Genomic DNA, 17,713 nt, shown 5'->3' on the forward strand with positions numbered 1-17,713 from the left:
CCGTCAAACCTGGCGATCACGCGCTGCCTGGGAGAGGTTTTCGTCCTCGGCTTTGATGGTGGTGTCCCCGCCATGGCCGGTCCGGACCACGGTTTCCGCCGGAAGCGTCAGAAGGCGTTCCCGGATCGAGGCCAGGATGGTCGGGTGGTCGCTGTGGGACCTGCCGGTGGCTCCTGGGCCGCCGTCGAAGAGGGTGTCTCCCGTGAACACCGTGCCTTCGCTTTCCAGGTAGAAGCACGTGGAACCCGGGGAGTGGCCCGGCGTGTGGATGGCCCGCAGGGCCGTGCCCGCCACGTCGAAGATGTCGCCGTCTGCAAGGTAACGGTCCGGCGCGGCATCCGGATACACCTGCTCCCAGAGAACCATGTCTGCGGGGTGCAGGTGGATCGGCGCGTTCACGGCCTTCGCCACGTCGAGCGCTGCTCCGATGTGGTCGTTGTGCGCATGGGTGAGCAGGATGGCGCGCACCTTCCGGCCACGGACCTGGTTGATGATCGCCTCCGCGTCGTGCGGCGAATCGATGATCACGCATTCGTCGTCGTTGCCGACAATCCAGACGTTGTTGTCCACGTCCCACGTGCCGCCGTCGAGCGAAAACGTGCCCGAGGTGACGAGGTTTTCGATGGTGACGCTCATGCGATTTCCACTACCGAACGGAGCACTTTGCCTTCGTGCATCTTGGCGAACGCTTCTTCCACCTGGTCGATGGTGATCCGTTCGGACACGAACGCGTCCAGGTCAAGGTTGCCTTGCTTGTAGTGCGCCACCAGCATCGGGAAGTCGCGGGAAGGCAGGCAGTCCCCGTACCAGGAGGACTTCAGCGAACCGCCGCGGCCGAAGACGTCCAGCAGGGGCAGTTCGAGCTTCATGTCCGGCGTCGGGACGCCGACCAGCACCACGCGGCCGGCGAGGTCGCGCGCGTAGAAGGCCTGCTTGTACGTTTCGGGACGTCCGACGGCGTCGATCACCACGTCGGCGCCGTTGCCGCCGGTCAGCGCCCGGATGGCCTCCACGGGGTCTTCCTGGCTGGAGTTGACACCGTGCGTGGCTCCCAGGGACCTGGCCATCTCGATTTTGTTGGCGTCGATGTCCACGGCGATGATCGTGGTGGCGCCGGCGAGCTTTGCCCCGGCGATGGCGGCGATGCCGACGCCGCCGCAGCCGATCACGGCCACGGACTCGCCCCGCTTGACCTCACCGGTGTTGATGGCGGCACCGATCCCTGCCATCACACCGCAGCCGAGCAGCCCGACGGCGGCCGGATCGACGTCGTCGTCCACTTTGGTGCACTGCCCGGCAGCAACGAGGGTCTTCTCTGCGAAGGCGCCGATCCCCAGGGCCGGTGTAAGCTCCGTGCCGTCCTCCAGGGTCATCTTCTGGGTGGCATTGTGCGTGTTGAAGCAGTACTGCGGCTGGCCTTTGGCGCACGCCCGGCATTCCCCGCACACGGCCCGCCAGTTCAGGATGACCCGGTCCCCTGGCGCCACTTCGGTGACGTCGGGGCCGACCGCGCTGACCACGCCTGTGGCCTCGTGGCCGAGCAGGATGGGGAAATCATCGGTAATGCCGCCCTGCTTGTAGTGCAGGTCGGTGTGGCAGACGCCGCAGGTGAGGATGTCCACCAGTGCCTCGCCCGGACCGGGGTCCGGCACCAGGATGGTCTCCACCGAGACCGGAGCGTTCTTTTCCTTGGCGATGACCGCCCTTACTTTGTAAACCATTGGCTGCGTTTCCTTTTCCTAGGTTCGCGGTAGCTCGTTACAAGACAGACAGTCCTCGGGCTAGCTGTCGGCGGGTACGTCGGCGATTTTGCTGGTGACCCAGCTGTGGAACGCCTCAATGTGGTGCTCGCTCGGCACCAGGACGCCGCCCTTGGCGTAGATCTTGGAGCCCATGGCTGGCTGGCAGCGTTCGCAAGCGTCGAAGTCCTGCTCGTTGACCCGGTGGAAGAGCTCCACCGAAGCGCTCACGTCCTTGCCGGATTCCACCACGCTGGGGAGGTACAGCCAGTCGCATTCAACGATCGTGTGGTCCGCTGCCAACGGGAACATGCGGTGGATGATGACGTGGTCAGGAACCAGGTTGACGAAGACATTCGGCTTGATGGTCACTGCGTAGTAGCGGCGGTCCTGGTCATCGCCGACTCCGGGAATTCGGTCCAGGCCCTCGGAACCGTCAATCGTGAAGCCCTTGATGTCGTCGCCGAACTCGGCGCCGTGGCCCACAAAATACTGCGCTGCCAGGCCGTCGGCGAACTCGGGCAGGACTTCGGTGAGTTCGGGATGGATCGTAGCGCAGTGGTAGCACTCCATGAAGTTTTCGATGATGAGCTTCCAGTTGGCCTTGACGTCGTACTTGATGCGCCGGCCAAGGCTCAGGTTCGCGATGTCATAGTCGTCAACAGCCCGCAGGTCCCCGAGGCGCTCCTCGATCGCCCCCATGACGTCTTCCTCGAACGACGGTGGCTCATCCGCGAGGCAGACCCAGACGTAGCCCATGTATTCGCGGACGTGGACCTTGACCAGCCCGTATTCGTTGCGGTCGATATCCGGCATCTTGGTGAGGTTGGGGGCCGCGATGAGCTTTCCCTCAAGATCGTAGGTCCAGGCGTGGTACGGGCACTGGAACGAGCGGTTGGCTTCGCCGGACTCCTCCATGCACAGCTTCACGCCGCGGTGCCGGCAGATGTTGTAGAACGCGCGGACTTCCCCCTTGCGGGTGCGGTTGATGAGCACGCTCTCGCGGCCGATCTGCACCGTTTTGAACGAGCCGGCCTTTTCCAGGTCCGCGGTCCGCACTGCGCAGAACCACATTTCTTCGAAGATATGTTCTTGCTCGGCGCGGAAGATGTCTTCGCTGACGTACGTGTGGCCGGGGAGAGTGGGGATCAGGCTGGGGGAAACAACTTCAGTGGTCATGCTGACTCCTATTCAGTGATGAAAGCGGGTGGGGCTTGAGGGTGTCTAAGGGGTTGCCAGGACGGGCGGGGCGTTGCGGGCGTTGAGTTGTCGGCGCCAACGGGTGAACAGGCGCGGCTGATTCACACCCAGAACGCCCACCGGTTCCTCGCCCCGGTAATACACGGCCAGGAAGCTGTGGTTCTCGAGCTGCCCCGCCTCGATCTCGACGCGCTCTGCGTCCCGCGCATGGCCGGCGAACTGGAGCGTCACTCCGTACTGGTCAGACCAGAAGTACGGCAGGTTGAGGGGAAGAGGCGCGGCTGAGTGATCCAAGAGCCCGGTCACGGCAAGGGCGGCACGTTCCTGCGCGCCGCTCCAATGCTCCACGCGGTGGTGCCGCCCGCTGCGTTCGTCGAACCAGGCCGCACAGTCTCCCACCGCAACCACGCCGGGAACGTTGGTCCGGCCCATCGAATCGCACGTAACGCCGTCGTCGATCGCCAGGCCCGAACCGGCCAGCCACCCGACATTGGGGACCGCACCGATTCCGAGGAGTACGACGTCGGCGGAACGGTAATGGCCGTCGCTGAGCCGGACACCGGTCACATTTCCTTCGTAGCTGTAATACAAGTCGATTCCCGTGTCACAAATCAGCTCCACTCCATTGATCCCATGGAGCGTGGCCATGACGGCAGCCATCTCCGGACCGAGCGGAGCGCTAAGCGGCACTCCACTCTTGCAGATGACGGTTACGTCCATTCCCAAACCCTTGGCTGTTGATGCGACCTCCGCGCCGATAAAGCCCGCGCCCACAACCAACAGGCGGCTGCCGGCAACGAGCTCCGGGGCCAGATCCTGGGCATCCTGGAGAGTCCGCAGCGTGAACACATTGGCTAGGCCCGCAAGTTCAGGCAGTGTGCGGGCCGAGGCTCCTGTGGCAATCACGACGCCGTCAGCCACCACAGTGCGCCCGTCGCCTAGCGTGATGGTCCTGGTGGCGGCGTCAAAGCTTCGTGCCGGCGAGCCCAGCAGCCATTCGGCCTGGAGCGGGTCATCTGCACCCGCCTCCTCGGCTTCCAACATGAGGTGCTTGATACCGATTTTTCCCGCCAGGAACTCCTTGGACAGGGGCGGGCGGTCATAGGGCCGCTGCTGCTCATCGCCAATGATGAGCAACCGGCCAGAAAAACCCTGCGCCCGGGCAGCGCGGGCGGCGGAAAGACCCGCCAATGATGCACCCACGATCGCCAATGTCTCCATGGCTTCCTCCTCGCCGAGCCGTTCGAAAAGTTATTGCGCAATACGCAACCAACTTCATTATGCGAAACAGCGTGACCGACTTCACATCGCGTGTCAAGGAATCTGCGCAGGAAATTAAACCCCTTGACAAGTCCCTGTGAGGTCAATCACTCTGTTGCGTATTGTGATCAGCGTTGATCATGAGACAACCGCCCCACAGGTTTCGACCAGCCCGGTGAAAGAAGGTTCGTGAGATGCACAGTGCTTGCCCGCTTAGCTCGTTGGCTCCGGGGGACGCGATTCGACTCGACACGTCTCCGCCCATTGCCGTATTTCACACCGAAGAGGGCGAACTCTTTGCCCTCGACGACACCTGCACCCACCAAGACGCCTCGCTCGCCGACGGCTGGGTAGAGGACTGCTGGGTAGAGTGCCCCCTTCATGCTTCAAAGTTCAACCTCCGCACGGGAGCCGCCGACGCGCCTCCCGCCAAATTGCCCATCAGGGTCCACGAAGTCCTGGTAGTGGATGGCCAGATCATGGTCAAAGAATCCGAAGACGCCCCCAACCTTCCACCCGGGTTGACCGTCGACGGCCACGTCTAGGGTCCGGCGAGCCCCAAACTTCCACACCACTTACTTCAGGAGCAACCCGCATGTCCACAACACCCCGCGTCGTCATCATCGGAGCCGGCATCGTCGGCGCCAATCTCGCCGATGAGCTGTCCACCCGCGGCTGGACCAACATCACCGTGGTCGAGCAGGGACCGTTGACGTTGACGGGCGGCTCGACTTCGCACGCCCCCGGCCTCGTGTTCCAGACCAACGCCTCCAAGGCCATGACCCAATTCGCGTCCTACACCGTGGACAAACTGCTCTCGCTCAACGAATCCGGAGTGTCCTGCTTCAACCAGGTAGGCGGCCTCGAAGTGGCAACCACGCCGGAGCGCCTGGAGGACCTCAAGCGCAAGCTGGGCTACGCGGCGTCGTGGGGTGTCGAAGGCCGGCTCATCGATCCGGACGAGTGCGCCAAGCACTACCCCCTACTCAACCAGGAAAAGGTACTCGGCGGTCTCTACGTCCCCTCCGACGGCCTGGCTTCCGCGGCCCGCGCCGTCGGCCTGCTCATCGCCAAGGCGAGCGCAGCAGGGGTCACGTTCCGCGGTTCCACTCCCGTCACCGGCATTGAACAGCCCGGAGGCAAGGTCACCGGCGTCGAAACGCCCGACGGCGTGATCCCGGCAGACATCGTGGTCTCCTGCGCCGGGTTCTGGGGACCCAGGATCGGCGCCATGGTGGGCATGTCCGTGCCGCTCCTCCCCTTGGCCCACCAGTACGTCAAGACCACCTCCGTGCCCGGGCTCGTGGGCCGGAACGATGCCTCGCGGCTGCTTGACCCCGGCAACGGCGCCTGGATGCCGATCCTCCGCCACCAGGACAAAGACCTCTACTACCGCGAGCACGGGGACCGGATGGGCATCGGCTCCTACGCCCACAAGCCCATGCCCGTGGACCTCCGGGAGCTGCCCGAGGTTGCCGCCTCTGACATGTCCGAGCACCGGATGCCGTCCCGACTGCCGTTCACCGAAGAAGACTTCCTGCCGTGCTGGGAAGACTCCAAGGAACTCCTTCCGGCACTCGCCGGCGGCCGGATTGCCGATGGCTTCAACGGGATCTTCTCGTTCACCCCCGACGGCGGTCCCCTCGTCGGCGAGTCCAAGGACGTTGACGGATTCTTCGTGGCCGAGGCCGTCTGGGTGACGCACTCCGCCGGCGTGGCCCGCGCCCTGGCAGAGCGCCTCATCGAGGGCCAGTCCCGGATTCCGCTCCACGAATGCGAGGTCTCCCGCTTCGAAGAAATCCAGACCGCGGAGAGCTACGTCAGCGAAACGTCGCAACAGAACTTCGTGGAGATCTACGACGTCCTGCACCCCCTGCAGCCGAGGGTCTCCCCCCGCGAGCTGCGCGTGAGCCCGTTCAATGCCCGGCAGAAGGAACTCGGGGCGTTTTTCCTCGAAGCCCACGGCTGGGAGCGCCCCCACTGGTTCGAGGCCAACCGCGGTTTGCTCGAAGAGCTCCCGGAAGAATGGAAAGCTCCGGAGCGCGGGTCCTGGGCCGCCATGTTCCACTCCCCCATTTCCGCCGCCGAAGCGTGGAAGACGCGCACCGCCGTCGCGCTCTATGACATGACGCCGCTCAAGCGGCTGGAAGTTTCCGGCCCGGGCGCCGTAACCCTCTTGCAGCGCCTCAGCGCCGGAAAAGTCGACAAGAAGCCGGGTGCGGTGACGTACTGCCTGCTCCTCAACGACGACGGCGGCATCCGCAGCGACATCACAGTGGCCCGCCTCGACGAAACCACGTTCCAGGTAGGCGCGAACGGCAACATCGATTTCGATTACTTCACCACCGAAGCCCGCAAGCAGACCGCCGGGGACGTCAGCCAGTGGGTCCAGGTCCGCGACATCACCGGTTCCACGTGTTGCGTGGGGCTTTGGGGGCCGCTGGCCCGCGAGGTCATCGCCAAGGTGAGCGACGACGATTTCAGCAACGACGGTTTGAAGTACTTCCGCACCAAGAAGGTCCAGATCGGCGGGATCCCTGTCACCGCGATGCGGCTGTCCTACGTAGGCGAGTTGGGCTGGGAGCTGTACACGACGGCGGAAAACGGCCAAAGGCTCTGGGACCTGCTGTTCGAGGCCGGCCAGGAGCAGGGCATCATCGCGGCCGGCCGCGGCGCGTTCAACAGCCTGCGCCTCGAGAAGGGCTACCGGCTATGGGGTACCGACGTAACCCCGGAGCACGAGCCTTTCCAGGCCGGCCTTGGCTTCTCCGTCGGGAAGGACAAGGAAGGATACATCGGCGCCGAGGCCCTCAAAGCCCGCCGCGAACTGCCCGTCAACCACCGCCTGCGTTGCCTGACGGTCGACGACGGCACATCCGTGGTGTTGGGCAAGGAACCTGTCTATTTCCGCGGAGAGCCTTCCGGCTACGTCACGAGCGCCGCCTACGGCTACACCGTCCGGAAGCCCATCGCCTACGCTTGGCTGCCCGCCGAGGCGGGCGAGGGTGACGCCGTCGAGATCGAATACTTCGGCAAGCGGATCCCGGCCACCATCTCCGCCGATCCCCTCGTGGATCCAAACATGGAAAAGCTGCGGGGCTGACGCCCTCCTGGCTACCGGACACAGCAATGGGGATCACTTCAAAGGAGTTCAACTAATGGCCAACGAAAAGTTTGACTACGTCATTGTGGGTGGGGGCAGCGCCGGATCGGTGCTGGCAGACAGGCTCAGCGCAGACCGGACCAAGACCGTCCTGGTCCTGGAGGCTGGCCGGAGCGACTACCCCTGGGACCTGTTCATCCAGATGCCAGCAGCGCTCACGTTCCCCAGCGGGAACAGGTTCTACGACTGGCGCTACCAATCCGACCCCGAGCCGCACATGCACGGACGGCGGATCGCCCACACCCGCGGCAAGGTTTTGGGAGGCTCCAGCTCCATTAACGGGATGATCTTCCAGCGCGGCAATCCCTTGGACTACGAACGCTGGGGAGCCGACGCCGGGATGGAGACCTGGGACTTCGCCCACTGCCTCCCGTACTTCAACCGCATGGAGACCGCCCTCGCCGCGGATCCCGACGACGAGCTACGTGGACACAACGGACCGCTGGTCCTGGAACGCGGCCCGGCGCGCAATCCCCTCTTCCAAGCATTCTTCCGCGCCGCCCAACAAGCCGGATTCGCACGGACCAACGATGTCAACGGGTACAGGCAGGAGGGCTTCGGCCCCTTCGACCGCAATGTGCACAAGGGGCAGCGGCTCTCCGCCTCCCGTGCCTACCTGCGGCCGCACCTCGACCGGCCCAACCTCACCGTGCGGACCCGGGCGCTCGTATCGAAAATCAACTTCGACGACATTGGAACTTCCGATGTCAGGGCCACGGGCGTCAGCTACCGCCGCAACGGCAAGCAGCACAGCGTGGACGCCCAGGAAGTCGTCCTGTGCGGAGGAGCCATCAACACGCCGCAGCTCCTGCAGTTGTCCGGCGTCGGGGACTCCACGCACCTCAAGTCCCTGGGCATCAAACCCGTGGTTGACCTTCCCGGTGTCGGCGAAAACCTGCAGGATCATCTGGAGGTCTACATCCAGCACGCCTGCACCCAGCCGGTGTCCATGCAGCCAAGCCTGAGCCTGTGGCGCTATCCGTGGATCGGCCTGCAGTGGCTGTTCGGGCGCAAGGGGCCTGCGGCCACCAACCATTTCGAAGGCGGCGGTTTTGTGCGCTCCAACGAGGACGTGGCCTACCCCAACCTGATGTTCCACTTCCTGCCGGTGGCCGTCCGCTACGACGGCCAGAAGGCCGACGCCAAGCATGGCTACCAAGTGCACATCGGGCCCATGTATTCCGACGCCCGTGGCAGCCTGAAGATCACCTCCACGGACCCCACCGCCCACCCGTCCATGAAATTCAACTACCTTTCCACAGAGCAGGACCGGCGCGAGTGGGTCGAAGCCATCCGGATTTCCCGGAACATCCTGGAGCAGTCTGCCATGGCGCCTTTCAATGGCGGCGAGCTCTCCCCCGGCCCAGCCGTCCAGACAGACGAGGAAATCCTCGACTGGGTGGCCCGCGACGCCGAAACCGCCCTGCACCCTTCCTGCACAGCCAAGATGGGCCCGGCCACCGATCCCATGGCCGTAGTGGACCCGCTCAGCATGAGGGTGCATGGCACCTCGGGCCTGCGGGTGGCTGACGCTTCGGCAATGCCCTACGTGACCAACGGCAACATCTACGCGCCGGTCATGATGCTGGCCGAGAAAGCTGCGGACTTGATTCAGGGCCGCGAACCCCTCGCTCCGATCGCCGCCGAGTTCTACCGGCACGGTACGGTTCCGGGTGCAGAGGGGCCGGTTCCGGTCAGCCTGGAAAGCCAGCCCGAGGCAACTTCGGCAAGGAACTAAGGAGCGGCATGAACACCCCACAACTTTCACGGATCCACACGGTGCGCGGCAGCTACGTCGACGGCGGCTGGCAGCAGTCCAGCGGAGGCACCCGGAGCATCAGCTGCCCGGCGGACGGTACGCACGTTGCCGACGTCGCGGAGTGCACCTCGGCCGACGCGGAGGCCGCTGTGGCGAGCGCCCGGAAGGCGTTCGACGACGGCGGCTGGCCGAACACGCCGGAACTGGAACGCGGCGCGATCCTGCTCCGCGTGGCCGGGTTGCTGCAACGGGACAAAGCCGGATACGCGGCGGCCGAAGCCCTCGACACCGGGAAGCGGCTGATTGAAGCCGAATACGACATCGACGACGTCATAGCCTGCTTCCGCTACTACGGCAGCGTGGCAGGCACGGACGCGGGCCGCGTGATCGATACCGGCCGGCCCGGCGCCATCAGCCGGGTCGTCCATGCGCCCGTAGGCGTCTGCGGCCTTATCACGCCGTGGAACTACCCGCTCCTGCAAGCTTCGTGGAAGGTTGCGCCCGCACTCTTGGCCGGCAACACTTTTGTCCTCAAGCCCAGTGAGTTGACGCCTTCGACGTCCATCCTGCTTATGGACACGCTGCGGGAAGCCGGCGTGCCCGACGGCGTCGCGAACCTTGTGACGGGAACGGGACCCGAGGTGGGTGCGGTACTTAGCTCGGATCCGCGGGTCGATCTGGTCTCCTTCACGGGCGGCCTCGAAACCGGCAAGCGGATCATGGTGGCCGCGGCGGAGACGGTCAAGCGCGTGGCCCTTGAGCTCGGCGGCAAGAACCCGAACGTCGTGTTCGCCGACGCCGACCGGGAGGCCGCGATCGACAACGCCTTGACTGCCGTCTTCCTGAACTCGGGCCAGGTGTGCTCGGCCGGGGCACGGCTCATTGTCGAAGAGTCCATTCACGAGGAGTTCGTGGCCGAAGTGGTGCGCCGGGCACGCCAGATCCGGTTGGGCGGCCCCTTCGACCAGAAAGCCCAGACAGGCCCGCTGATCTCCACGGCCCACCGGGACAAGGTCCACGCCTACGTGCGGGCCGGTGTTGCGGAAGGCGCCCGGCTGCTGTGCGGGGGCTTCATTCCGGACAGCCCGGAGCTGGCCGGTGGCAGTTTCTACCCGCCCACCGTGCTGGACGGGTGCACGACCTCGATGCGCGTTGTGCAGGAGGAATCCTTTGGCCCCGTCATGACGGTGGAAACATTCACCACCGAGGAAGAGGCCGTCCGGCTGGCCAACGACACCGTCTACGGACTGGCCGGCGCTGTGTGGACGGCAGACGCGTCGAAAGCCCAGCGGGTTTCGGAAGCGTTGCGCCACGGGACGGTCTGGATCAACGACTACCACCCTTATGTCCCGCAAGCCGAATGGGGCGGCTTCGGACAGTCAGGCAATGGCCGCGAATTGGGGCTCGCGGGCTTGGCCGAATACCGAGAAACAAAGCACATCTGGCAAAACATCAGCCCCGGGCCCAGCTATTGGTTCGAGCCGTCGCAGGCAGGAGTACAGCAATGAGCAGTCCTGACATATCAGTGCGCAACCTCTGGAAGGTCTTCGGACCCGGAGGTGAAAAGATCCCCAAGGACCCCGAACTCTCGGCTTTGAGCTCGGCTGAATTGCTTGAACGCACCGGGTGCAATGCTGCAGTACGCGACATGAACTTCGACGTCGCGAAGGGCGAGGTGTTCGTCGTCATGGGCCTGTCCGGATCAGGAAAGTCCACCCTGATCCGGTGCCTCACCCGGCTGATCGAACCGACGTCGGGGAGCGTCCTGGTGGACGGCAAGGACGTGATGCAGGCAGGAACCGGCGAGCTTCGGGAGCTGCGCCGGCGGAAAATGTCCATGGTCTTCCAGCATTTCGGCCTCCTGCCGCACCGCACCGTCCTGGACAACGTGTCCTACGGGCTGCAGATCCGTGGCGCCGCCAAGAACGAGCGCTACGCCAGGTCCCGCGAAATCATCGAGCTCGTAGGCCTCAAGGGTTACGAACAGCATTTCCCGGACCAGCTCTCCGGCGGAATGCAACAGCGCGTCGGACTCGGCCGCGCCTTGGCAGGCGATCCGGACACCATCCTCTTTGACGAACCGTTCTCTGCCCTGGACCCGCTCATCCGGCGCGACATGCAGGCGGAAGTCATCCGGCTGCACAAAGAGATGGGCAAGACGATGGTTTTCGTCACCCACGACCTTTCGGAAGCGCTCAAACTCGGGGACCGCATCCTGATCATGCGGAACGGGGAGACGGTCCAATGCGGCACTGGCGATGATCTCGTCGGATCGCCTGCGGACAAGTACATTGCCGACTTCGTCTCCGAAGTACCTCGCGCGGATGTCCTGACGCTCAAGTGGATCACCGATCCTTTGGCTTTGGGCACTCCCGGGGATGCTCCTGTCCTGAGCGCAGGCATGATCATCCGCGACGCCATTCCCACCGTCATGAACTCATCGTGTCCTGTCCTGGTGGAAGACTCCGGCAAGATCACCGGCCAGATCGACCGCGACAGCATCTTGTCGGTCATCCGCAGCGCGGAAGTTGCGGCGTGATGTCCACTCTCGTTCGCGATCGCGCCCCGGTCCAAGCTACCCCTGTCTCCGTCCGCGCACCGCGCAAGCGGCTCAGCCGGCGCACCCTGATCCTGAGCGGGGCCGGCGTCGTGTGGCTTGTTGGATTCCTGTTCCTCCACGGCACGGCGACCCTCACGCTGCCGGCGTCGGAGCTTACTGATCTCCACCGCTCCCTCAACCAATTCAACGCCTGGGTGGCATCGAACCGTGCGGATAATCCCGTCTTCCAGTACGTTTTCACCCCCCTCCGCTCCGCCGTCGACGCCGTCGCCAACCTGTTCATCGGCATTTTCGCCGCCAGCTCCACCGGGCTTCGCCTGCCGGAAATCGGCTGGCTGGGAACCGTCGCGCTGCTCAGCTGGATCGCCTTCGCGGTGGGCAATGCCCGCGTGGCTTTGCTGACCGCGGCGGCCTTCGTGTTCTTCGGCCTCCAGGGGCTGTTTACGGAAGCGGCTTACACCTTCGCCCTCGTCATCACAGCCGTGCTGTTCACGCTGCTGATCGGCATCCCCCTCGGAGTGCTGGCCGGAGTCTATGGCCGGGTTGCCAAGGTGATCACTCCGGTCCTCGACTTCATGCAGACCCTTCCCACCTTCGTTTACCTGGCACCGCTGGCCCTCATCTTCCTGATCGGCCCCGCCTCCGCCGTGATCGCCACCGTGATCTACGCGGCGCCTCCGGTCATCCGACTGACGGCGCATGGCATCCGGTGCATCCCGGAAAACACCCGGGAAGCCTCCGACTCCTTGGGAACCACCGGCTGGCAGCGGCTCCTCACCCTTCAGCTCCCCCTCGCTCGGCGCACCATCGTGATGGGGATCAACCAGAGCACCATGGCCGCGCTGTCCATGGTGACCATCGCGGCGCTGATCGCAGCGCCCGGGCTGGGACAAGTGGTTATCCGCGCCCTGCAGTCGCTCGACGTCGGCACGGCGGTCAATGCCGGACTGTCGATCGTCCTGCTGGCCATTGTGCTGGACCGCGTGACCACGGCCGCCAGCCGCCGGGCCGAACCCGGAGCAAACCGAAAGCGCCGGATATCGCGGCGAACCCGGTACATTTTGCTGGCGCTCAGCTTGCTTGTGGTGCTCGCCATGGTCCAGTTGTCCCGCACAATGCTCTGGGCCGCCGCCTTCCCGAAGGATCTCAACATCGGCCCGGCCATTGTCAGCGGAGTGAGCTCGGCCAGCGAATGGCTGCAGACCAACCTCTTCCTCTTTACGGTGTCCTTCCGCGAGGCAGTCACCAACGGAATCCTCAACCCGTTCCAGTCACTTCTGACGGAAACGCCTTTCTACCTCCTGGTCGCCGTGATCGTCGTAGCGGCTTTTGCCCTCGGCGGCTGGAAGCTGGCAGCGGTCACGGCATCGTGCTTGGCCGTGATCATCTATTTGGGCCTGTGGAGCGATTCCATGGTCACCCTGGCAGGCACCCTCGTTGCCACCGCCGTCGTCATGGTCCTGGGCGTCATCTTCGGCGTGGCCATGGGCAGGTCCAACAAAGTGGACCAGCTCATGCGGCCCATGCTTGACGCGGGCCAGACCATGCCTGCTTTCGTCTACCTGGTTCCGTTCCTGGGCCTCTTCGGCGCAACACGCTTCACCGCCATCATCGCAGGCATCATCTACGCGGCGCCCGTGGCCATCAAGATCACGGCCGACGGCATCGCCGCAATTTCCCCCACCGTCATGGAAGCGGCCGTCTCCAGCGGCTCAACCCCCTGGCAAGTCATCACCAAGGTCCAGCTGCCCATGGCTCGGCAATCCTTGGCCCTCGCCGCCAACCAAGGCCTGATCTACGTCCTCGCCATGGTGGTGGTCGGAGCCCTGGTCGGAGCAGGTGGCCTGGGGTACGACGTCGTCGCCGGCTTTGTCCAAAGTTCACTGTTCGGCAAGGGCCTCGCCGCAGGCCTGGCCATCGTTTTCCTCGGCATCCTGCTGGACCGTATGACGCAGGCCGTCGCTGCCAACCCCGTCCGAAAAGTCCCCTCAGCAAAATCACCCGCCCACTAACGGCCCTGACACTCACGCACTGCCCCCAACAAGGAGACCCCACCATGAGTAAAGCTGGACTGCTGTTGAAACGAACAATTCCCACGCTCGCCGGAACCATGGCTGCCGCCCTGTTGCTCGCCGGCTGCGGCGGCGCAACAGTCAATCAGGCGGCCGCAGCCGGTGCTTCGAGCACCCCCTGCGGAACCGTCAACGTGGCCCTCAACGCGTGGGTGGGCTACACGGCGAATGCGGCTGTTTACAGCTACATAGCCCAAAACAAGCTCGGTTGCACCGTAGTCCAGAAGGACCTGTCGGAACAGATTTCCTGGCAGGGCTTCGGCTCAGGTGAAGTCGATGTCATTCTTGAGAACTGGGGTCACGAGGACCTCGCGAAGCAGTACATCACGGATCAGAAAGTAGCGGTGGACGCTGGTCCCACGGGCAATGAAGGGCACATCGGCTGGTACGTACCGCCATGGATGGTCCAGAAGTACCCGGACATCCTGGACAGCAAGAACCTGAACAAATACGCGTCCCTCCTTGCCACGTCCGAATCGGGCGGCAAGGGCCAGGTGTTGGATGGCGACCCCGCGTTCGTGACCAACGATGAAGCCCTCGTCAAGAACCTTGGCCTCGACTACAAAGTGGTCTTCTCCGGTTCGGAAGCAGCACTGATCCAGTCGTTCCGTTCGGCCGAGAAGAACAAGACGCCGCTACTGGGTTACTTCTACGAACCGCAATGGTTCCTTTCCGAGGTCCCCCTCAAGAAGGTCAGCCTGCCCGCCTACACTCCGGGCTGCGATGCCGACGCCGAGAAGGTGGCCTGTGACTACCCCGATTACAAACTGAACAAGGTGATGGCCAAGAAGTTTGCGGACAGCGGTTCTCCCGCCGCGAAACTGCTCAAGGCTTTCTCGTGGACCAACGCGGACCAGAACTCCGTCGCAACCGACATCCAGGGCGGCATGAAGCCCGATGCCGCGGCCAAGAAATGGGTGGATGCCCACCCCGACGTGGTGGCTGCCTGGCTCAAATAGTCCCTTAACGCTTGCTGTGAAGCTCCCCGGATCCTTTGGATCCGGGGAGCTTCTTTTTGCGTTCCGGGACAGGGTCCTACTCATTCTCCGCAACCGCGTTGCAGCGAGTGCGCTACCTCTCCCCCAGCTAGCTCGCACTTGTTGTCGCTTAGAGCGCCCAATACGACAAGTAATGCGAGCCAGTTGGGCTGAACCTGGAGACCCTTGACGGTGATGCGCAACACATCTATTCTGGTGCAACAGCGTTGCGTTGAATGCAACCCAAAAATTCTTGGTGGATTCATGAAAAACGAAACATCCTCCGTGGCAGCCATCCCGGGAAGCGCTAGTGCCGGATCCAAAGGCGGATCCGGCGAGCTTCCCGACGCAACAGCCACCCCGGGCGGCCCGTCAAAGCCAGCCAACAACCACACGGTCAGCAAGGACACCCGCCGCCGCGTCATCACTGCGAGCTTCATCGGCAACTTCGTCGAATGGTTCGACTACGCCGTCTACGGCTACCTCGCCGGGATTATCTCGACCGTCTTCTTCCCCGCATCGGACCGGCAGACCGCCCTGCTCGCGACGTTCGGCGTCTTTGCCGTCTCCTTCTTTGTCCGTCCACTGGGCGGATTCATCTGGGGCCACATCGGTGACCGGCTCGGACGGAAACAGGCACTCTCCCTGTCGATCGTGCTCATGTCCGTGGCAACGTTCTGCATCGCCCTGATCCCCGGCTACAACACCATCGGCGTCATGGCACCGGTCCTCCTGCTGCTCGTCCGCGTTGTCCAGGGCTTCTCGGCAGCGGGCGAATACGCAGGTGCCTCAGCCTTCCTGGTGGAATACGCGCCGACCAATCGGCGCGGACTCTATGCCGCTGTCGTACCTGCCAGTACGGCGGCGGGCCTGCTGCTCGGTTCCCTGCTGGCGGCGCTGCTCAGCTCGGTGCTGAGCGCCGAGCAGCTCGGCGAATGGGGCTGGCGCCTGCCCTTCCTCCTGGCCGCCCCGATGGGCCTGATCGGCCGCTACATCCGCACGAAGCTCGAGGACACCCCGGCATTCCGCGAAATGGCCGCGAAAGACACCGCGGTCAAGGCTCCAGCCTTCGCGATGTTCAAGACGTACCGCAAGCAGTTGATCATTGCGACGGGCGCAGTGCTGCTCAACGCCGTCGGCTTCTACGTGATCCTCAGCTACATGCCGACGTACCTCTCCGAGGAGCTTCATTTCGGCGCAGCCGAATCGTTCCTGGCCACGACCATTGCCCTCCTCAGCTACATCGGATTCATTTTCCTGACAGGGATCGCATCGGACAGCTTCGGCCGCAAGCGCATGCTCATCACGGCTTCCGTACTGTTCGTGGTGCTGACCGTTCCGGCGTTCATGCTGCTCGACACCGGCAACTTCCTGGTCATTGTCCTGGTCCAGATCCTGCTGGGCGGCATGCTCACGCTCAACGACGGCACCCTGCCCAGCTTCCTTGCCGAGCTTTTCCCCACGAGGGTCCGCTACAGCGGCTTCGCCGTCAGCTTCAATCTCTCCAACGCCCTGTTCGGCGGCACCGCCCCATTCATGGCAACCCTCCTCATCGGCCTGACCCACAACCAGCTGGCTCCCGGCTGGTACCTCGTGGCGGCCGCCGTCATTTCCCTCATCGCGGTCCTTTTCGCTGTGGAGACTTCCAAGAAGCCCCTGCAGCAGGACTGAAAACAACCCACCCATTGAAAGGAACACCACCCATGACCATCACCGAAAATGAAGCCCTAAGCGACGTCACCAAGCTTGAGCGCCTCAAGGTCCTCAACAACGGAGAGAAGGTCTCCCTGACCTTCTCCGACGCAGAGTTTGAGCGACGCCTTGCCGGACTTCGCGGGATCATGGCCGAGAAGGAACTGGACGCCGTCGTCCTGACCAGCTACCACTCCATCAAGTACTACTCCGACTTCCTGTTCACCTACTTCGGCCGCTCCTACGCCATGGTGGTCACGGCCGACGACACCGTCACCGTGACCGCCAACATCGACGCCGGAATGCCGTGGCGCCGCAGCTACGGGGACAACCTGGTCTACACGGACTGGCGCCGGGACAACTACATCTTCGGCATCCAGGAAGTGCTGCGCACCCGCGGGATCAACGTCCGGCGTCTGGGCGTCGAGGACGATTCCCTTCCGCTGGACAACCGCAACAAGATCCAGTCTGCCTTCTCCGGCGCGACGCTTGCGGACGTCGCCCAGGCCGCGATGCGCCAGCGCATGGTCAAGTCTGCCGAGGAGATCGAGGTCATTAAACACGGCGCCCGGATCGGCGACCTTGGCGGAGAGGCGATCCGCAATGCGATCACGGCGGGAATCACCGAGTACGAGGTCGCCCTGATCGGCACCGAGGCCATGGTCCACGAGATCGCCCGGACGTTCCCCGACTCCGAGATCCGCGATACCTGGGTGTGGTTCCAGTCCGGCATCAACACGGACGGCGCCCACAACTGGGCCACCACCCGCAAGATCCAGGAACACGACATCCTGTCGCTGAACTGTTTCCCCATGACATCGGGCTACTACACGGCACTGGAGCGGACCTTGTTCTACGGCGAACCCGATGCCCGCTCCCTGGAGCTGTGGAACATCAACGTAGAGGTGCACAAGCGCGGACTGGAACTCATCAAGCCCGGAGCCGTCTGCAAGGACATCGCCGCGGAGCTCAACGAGATCTACGTTTCGCATGGACTGCTCGCCAACCGCACCTTCGGCTACGGACACTCCTTCGGCGTCCTCTCGCACTACTACGGCCGCGAAGCCGGACTAGAGCTGCGCGAAGACATCGACACGGTCCTGGAGCCAGGCATGGTGGTCTCCATGGAACCGATGATCACGGTCCTCGACGGCCAGCCGGGTGCCGGCGGGTACCGGGAGCACGACATCCTGGTGGTCGGTGAAGACGGTGCCGAGAACATCACCAAGTTCCCGTTCGGCTCGGAATACAACATCATCGGCGCCTGACACCCACCTCCAATGGACATGCC

Annotated in this window: 13 protein-coding genes; 9 read left to right on the forward strand and 4 right to left on the reverse strand. The window is 63.9% G+C overall.

Annotated elements, in window-relative coordinates:
* Positions 1-3: 3 nt before the first annotated feature.
* From ABD742_RS17830 to ABD742_RS17845, 4 genes are read right to left on the reverse strand one after another with little or no spacing between them, the layout of a single operon-like run.
* Positions 4-636, reverse strand: a complete 633-nt coding sequence (locus tag ABD742_RS17830) for an MBL fold metallo-hydrolase (protein ID WP_234753217.1) — start codon at positions 634-636, stop codon at positions 4-6.
* A complete protein-coding gene (locus ABD742_RS17835) occupies positions 633-1,721 on the reverse strand; it encodes an S-(hydroxymethyl)mycothiol dehydrogenase (RefSeq protein ID WP_234753216.1) in 1,089 nt (362 codons plus the stop codon). Before ABD742_RS17835 ends, ABD742_RS17830 begins: the two co-directional genes overlap by 4 nt.
* Positions 1,722-1,781: 60 nt before the next feature.
* Positions 1,782-2,918 (reverse strand): aromatic ring-hydroxylating oxygenase subunit alpha, encoded by a 1,137-nt coding sequence (locus tag ABD742_RS17840; RefSeq protein WP_234753215.1) that lies wholly within the window; start codon positions 2,916-2,918, stop codon positions 1,782-1,784.
* A 45-nt stretch (positions 2,919-2,963) separates the two neighbouring features.
* Positions 2,964-4,160: an NAD(P)/FAD-dependent oxidoreductase gene (locus tag ABD742_RS17845; RefSeq protein ID WP_234753214.1), complete on the reverse strand. Its 1,197-nt coding sequence runs from the start codon at positions 4,158-4,160 to the stop codon at positions 2,964-2,966.
* Between the two features lie 233 nt (positions 4,161-4,393).
* Between ABD742_RS17845 and ABD742_RS17850 the strand changes: the two genes are divergently transcribed.
* The 9 genes from ABD742_RS17850 (at position 4,394) to ABD742_RS17890 (ending at position 17,690) form a co-directional block, all read left to right on the forward strand.
* The gene (locus tag ABD742_RS17850) at positions 4,394-4,744 is read left to right on the forward strand and encodes a bifunctional 3-phenylpropionate/cinnamic acid dioxygenase ferredoxin subunit (RefSeq protein WP_234753213.1); all 351 of its coding nucleotides are present in this window, start codon (positions 4,394-4,396) and stop codon (positions 4,742-4,744) included.
* A 50-nt stretch (positions 4,745-4,794) separates the two neighbouring features.
* Positions 4,795-7,302 carry a GcvT family protein gene (locus tag ABD742_RS17855; protein WP_234753212.1) on the forward strand — a complete coding sequence of 836 codons (2,508 nt, stop codon included), beginning with the start codon at positions 4,795-4,797 and terminating at the stop codon, positions 7,300-7,302.
* Between the two features lie 55 nt (positions 7,303-7,357).
* Complete coding sequence (gene betA, locus ABD742_RS17860) at positions 7,358-9,100, forward strand: choline dehydrogenase (RefSeq protein ID WP_234753211.1); 1,743 nt, start codon at positions 7,358-7,360, stop codon at positions 9,098-9,100.
* Between the two features lie 8 nt (positions 9,101-9,108).
* Positions 9,109-10,629 (forward strand): aldehyde dehydrogenase family protein, encoded by a 1,521-nt coding sequence (locus ABD742_RS17865; RefSeq protein ID WP_234753210.1) that lies wholly within the window; start codon positions 9,109-9,111, stop codon positions 10,627-10,629.
* Positions 10,626-11,660 (forward strand): quaternary amine ABC transporter ATP-binding protein, encoded by a 1,035-nt coding sequence (locus tag ABD742_RS17870; RefSeq protein WP_234753209.1) that lies wholly within the window; start codon positions 10,626-10,628, stop codon positions 11,658-11,660. Before ABD742_RS17865 ends, ABD742_RS17870 begins: the two co-directional genes overlap by 4 nt.
* A complete protein-coding gene (locus ABD742_RS17875) occupies positions 11,660-13,693 on the forward strand; it encodes an ABC transporter permease (protein WP_234753208.1) in 2,034 nt (677 codons plus the stop codon). The genes ABD742_RS17870 and ABD742_RS17875 overlap by 1 nt, the downstream gene beginning before the upstream one ends.
* 44 nt (positions 13,694-13,737) lie before the next feature.
* Positions 13,738-14,712 carry an ABC transporter substrate-binding protein gene (locus tag ABD742_RS17880; protein ID WP_234753207.1) on the forward strand — a complete coding sequence of 325 codons (975 nt, stop codon included), beginning with the start codon at positions 13,738-13,740 and terminating at the stop codon, positions 14,710-14,712.
* A 282-nt stretch (positions 14,713-14,994) separates the two neighbouring features.
* Positions 14,995-16,401, forward strand: coding sequence for an MFS transporter (locus ABD742_RS17885; RefSeq protein ID WP_234753206.1), 1,407 nt, complete (start codon positions 14,995-14,997; stop codon positions 16,399-16,401).
* 32 nt (positions 16,402-16,433) lie between these two features.
* On the forward strand, positions 16,434-17,690 hold the full coding sequence (locus tag ABD742_RS17890; protein WP_234753205.1) for an aminopeptidase P family protein: 1,257 nt from the start codon (positions 16,434-16,436) through the stop codon (positions 17,688-17,690).
* The last annotated feature ends 23 nt before the right edge of the window (positions 17,691-17,713 follow it).

The organism is Arthrobacter ramosus, assembly GCF_039535095.1.
Classification (GTDB): Bacteria; Actinomycetota; Actinomycetes; order Actinomycetales; family Micrococcaceae; genus Arthrobacter; species Arthrobacter ramosus.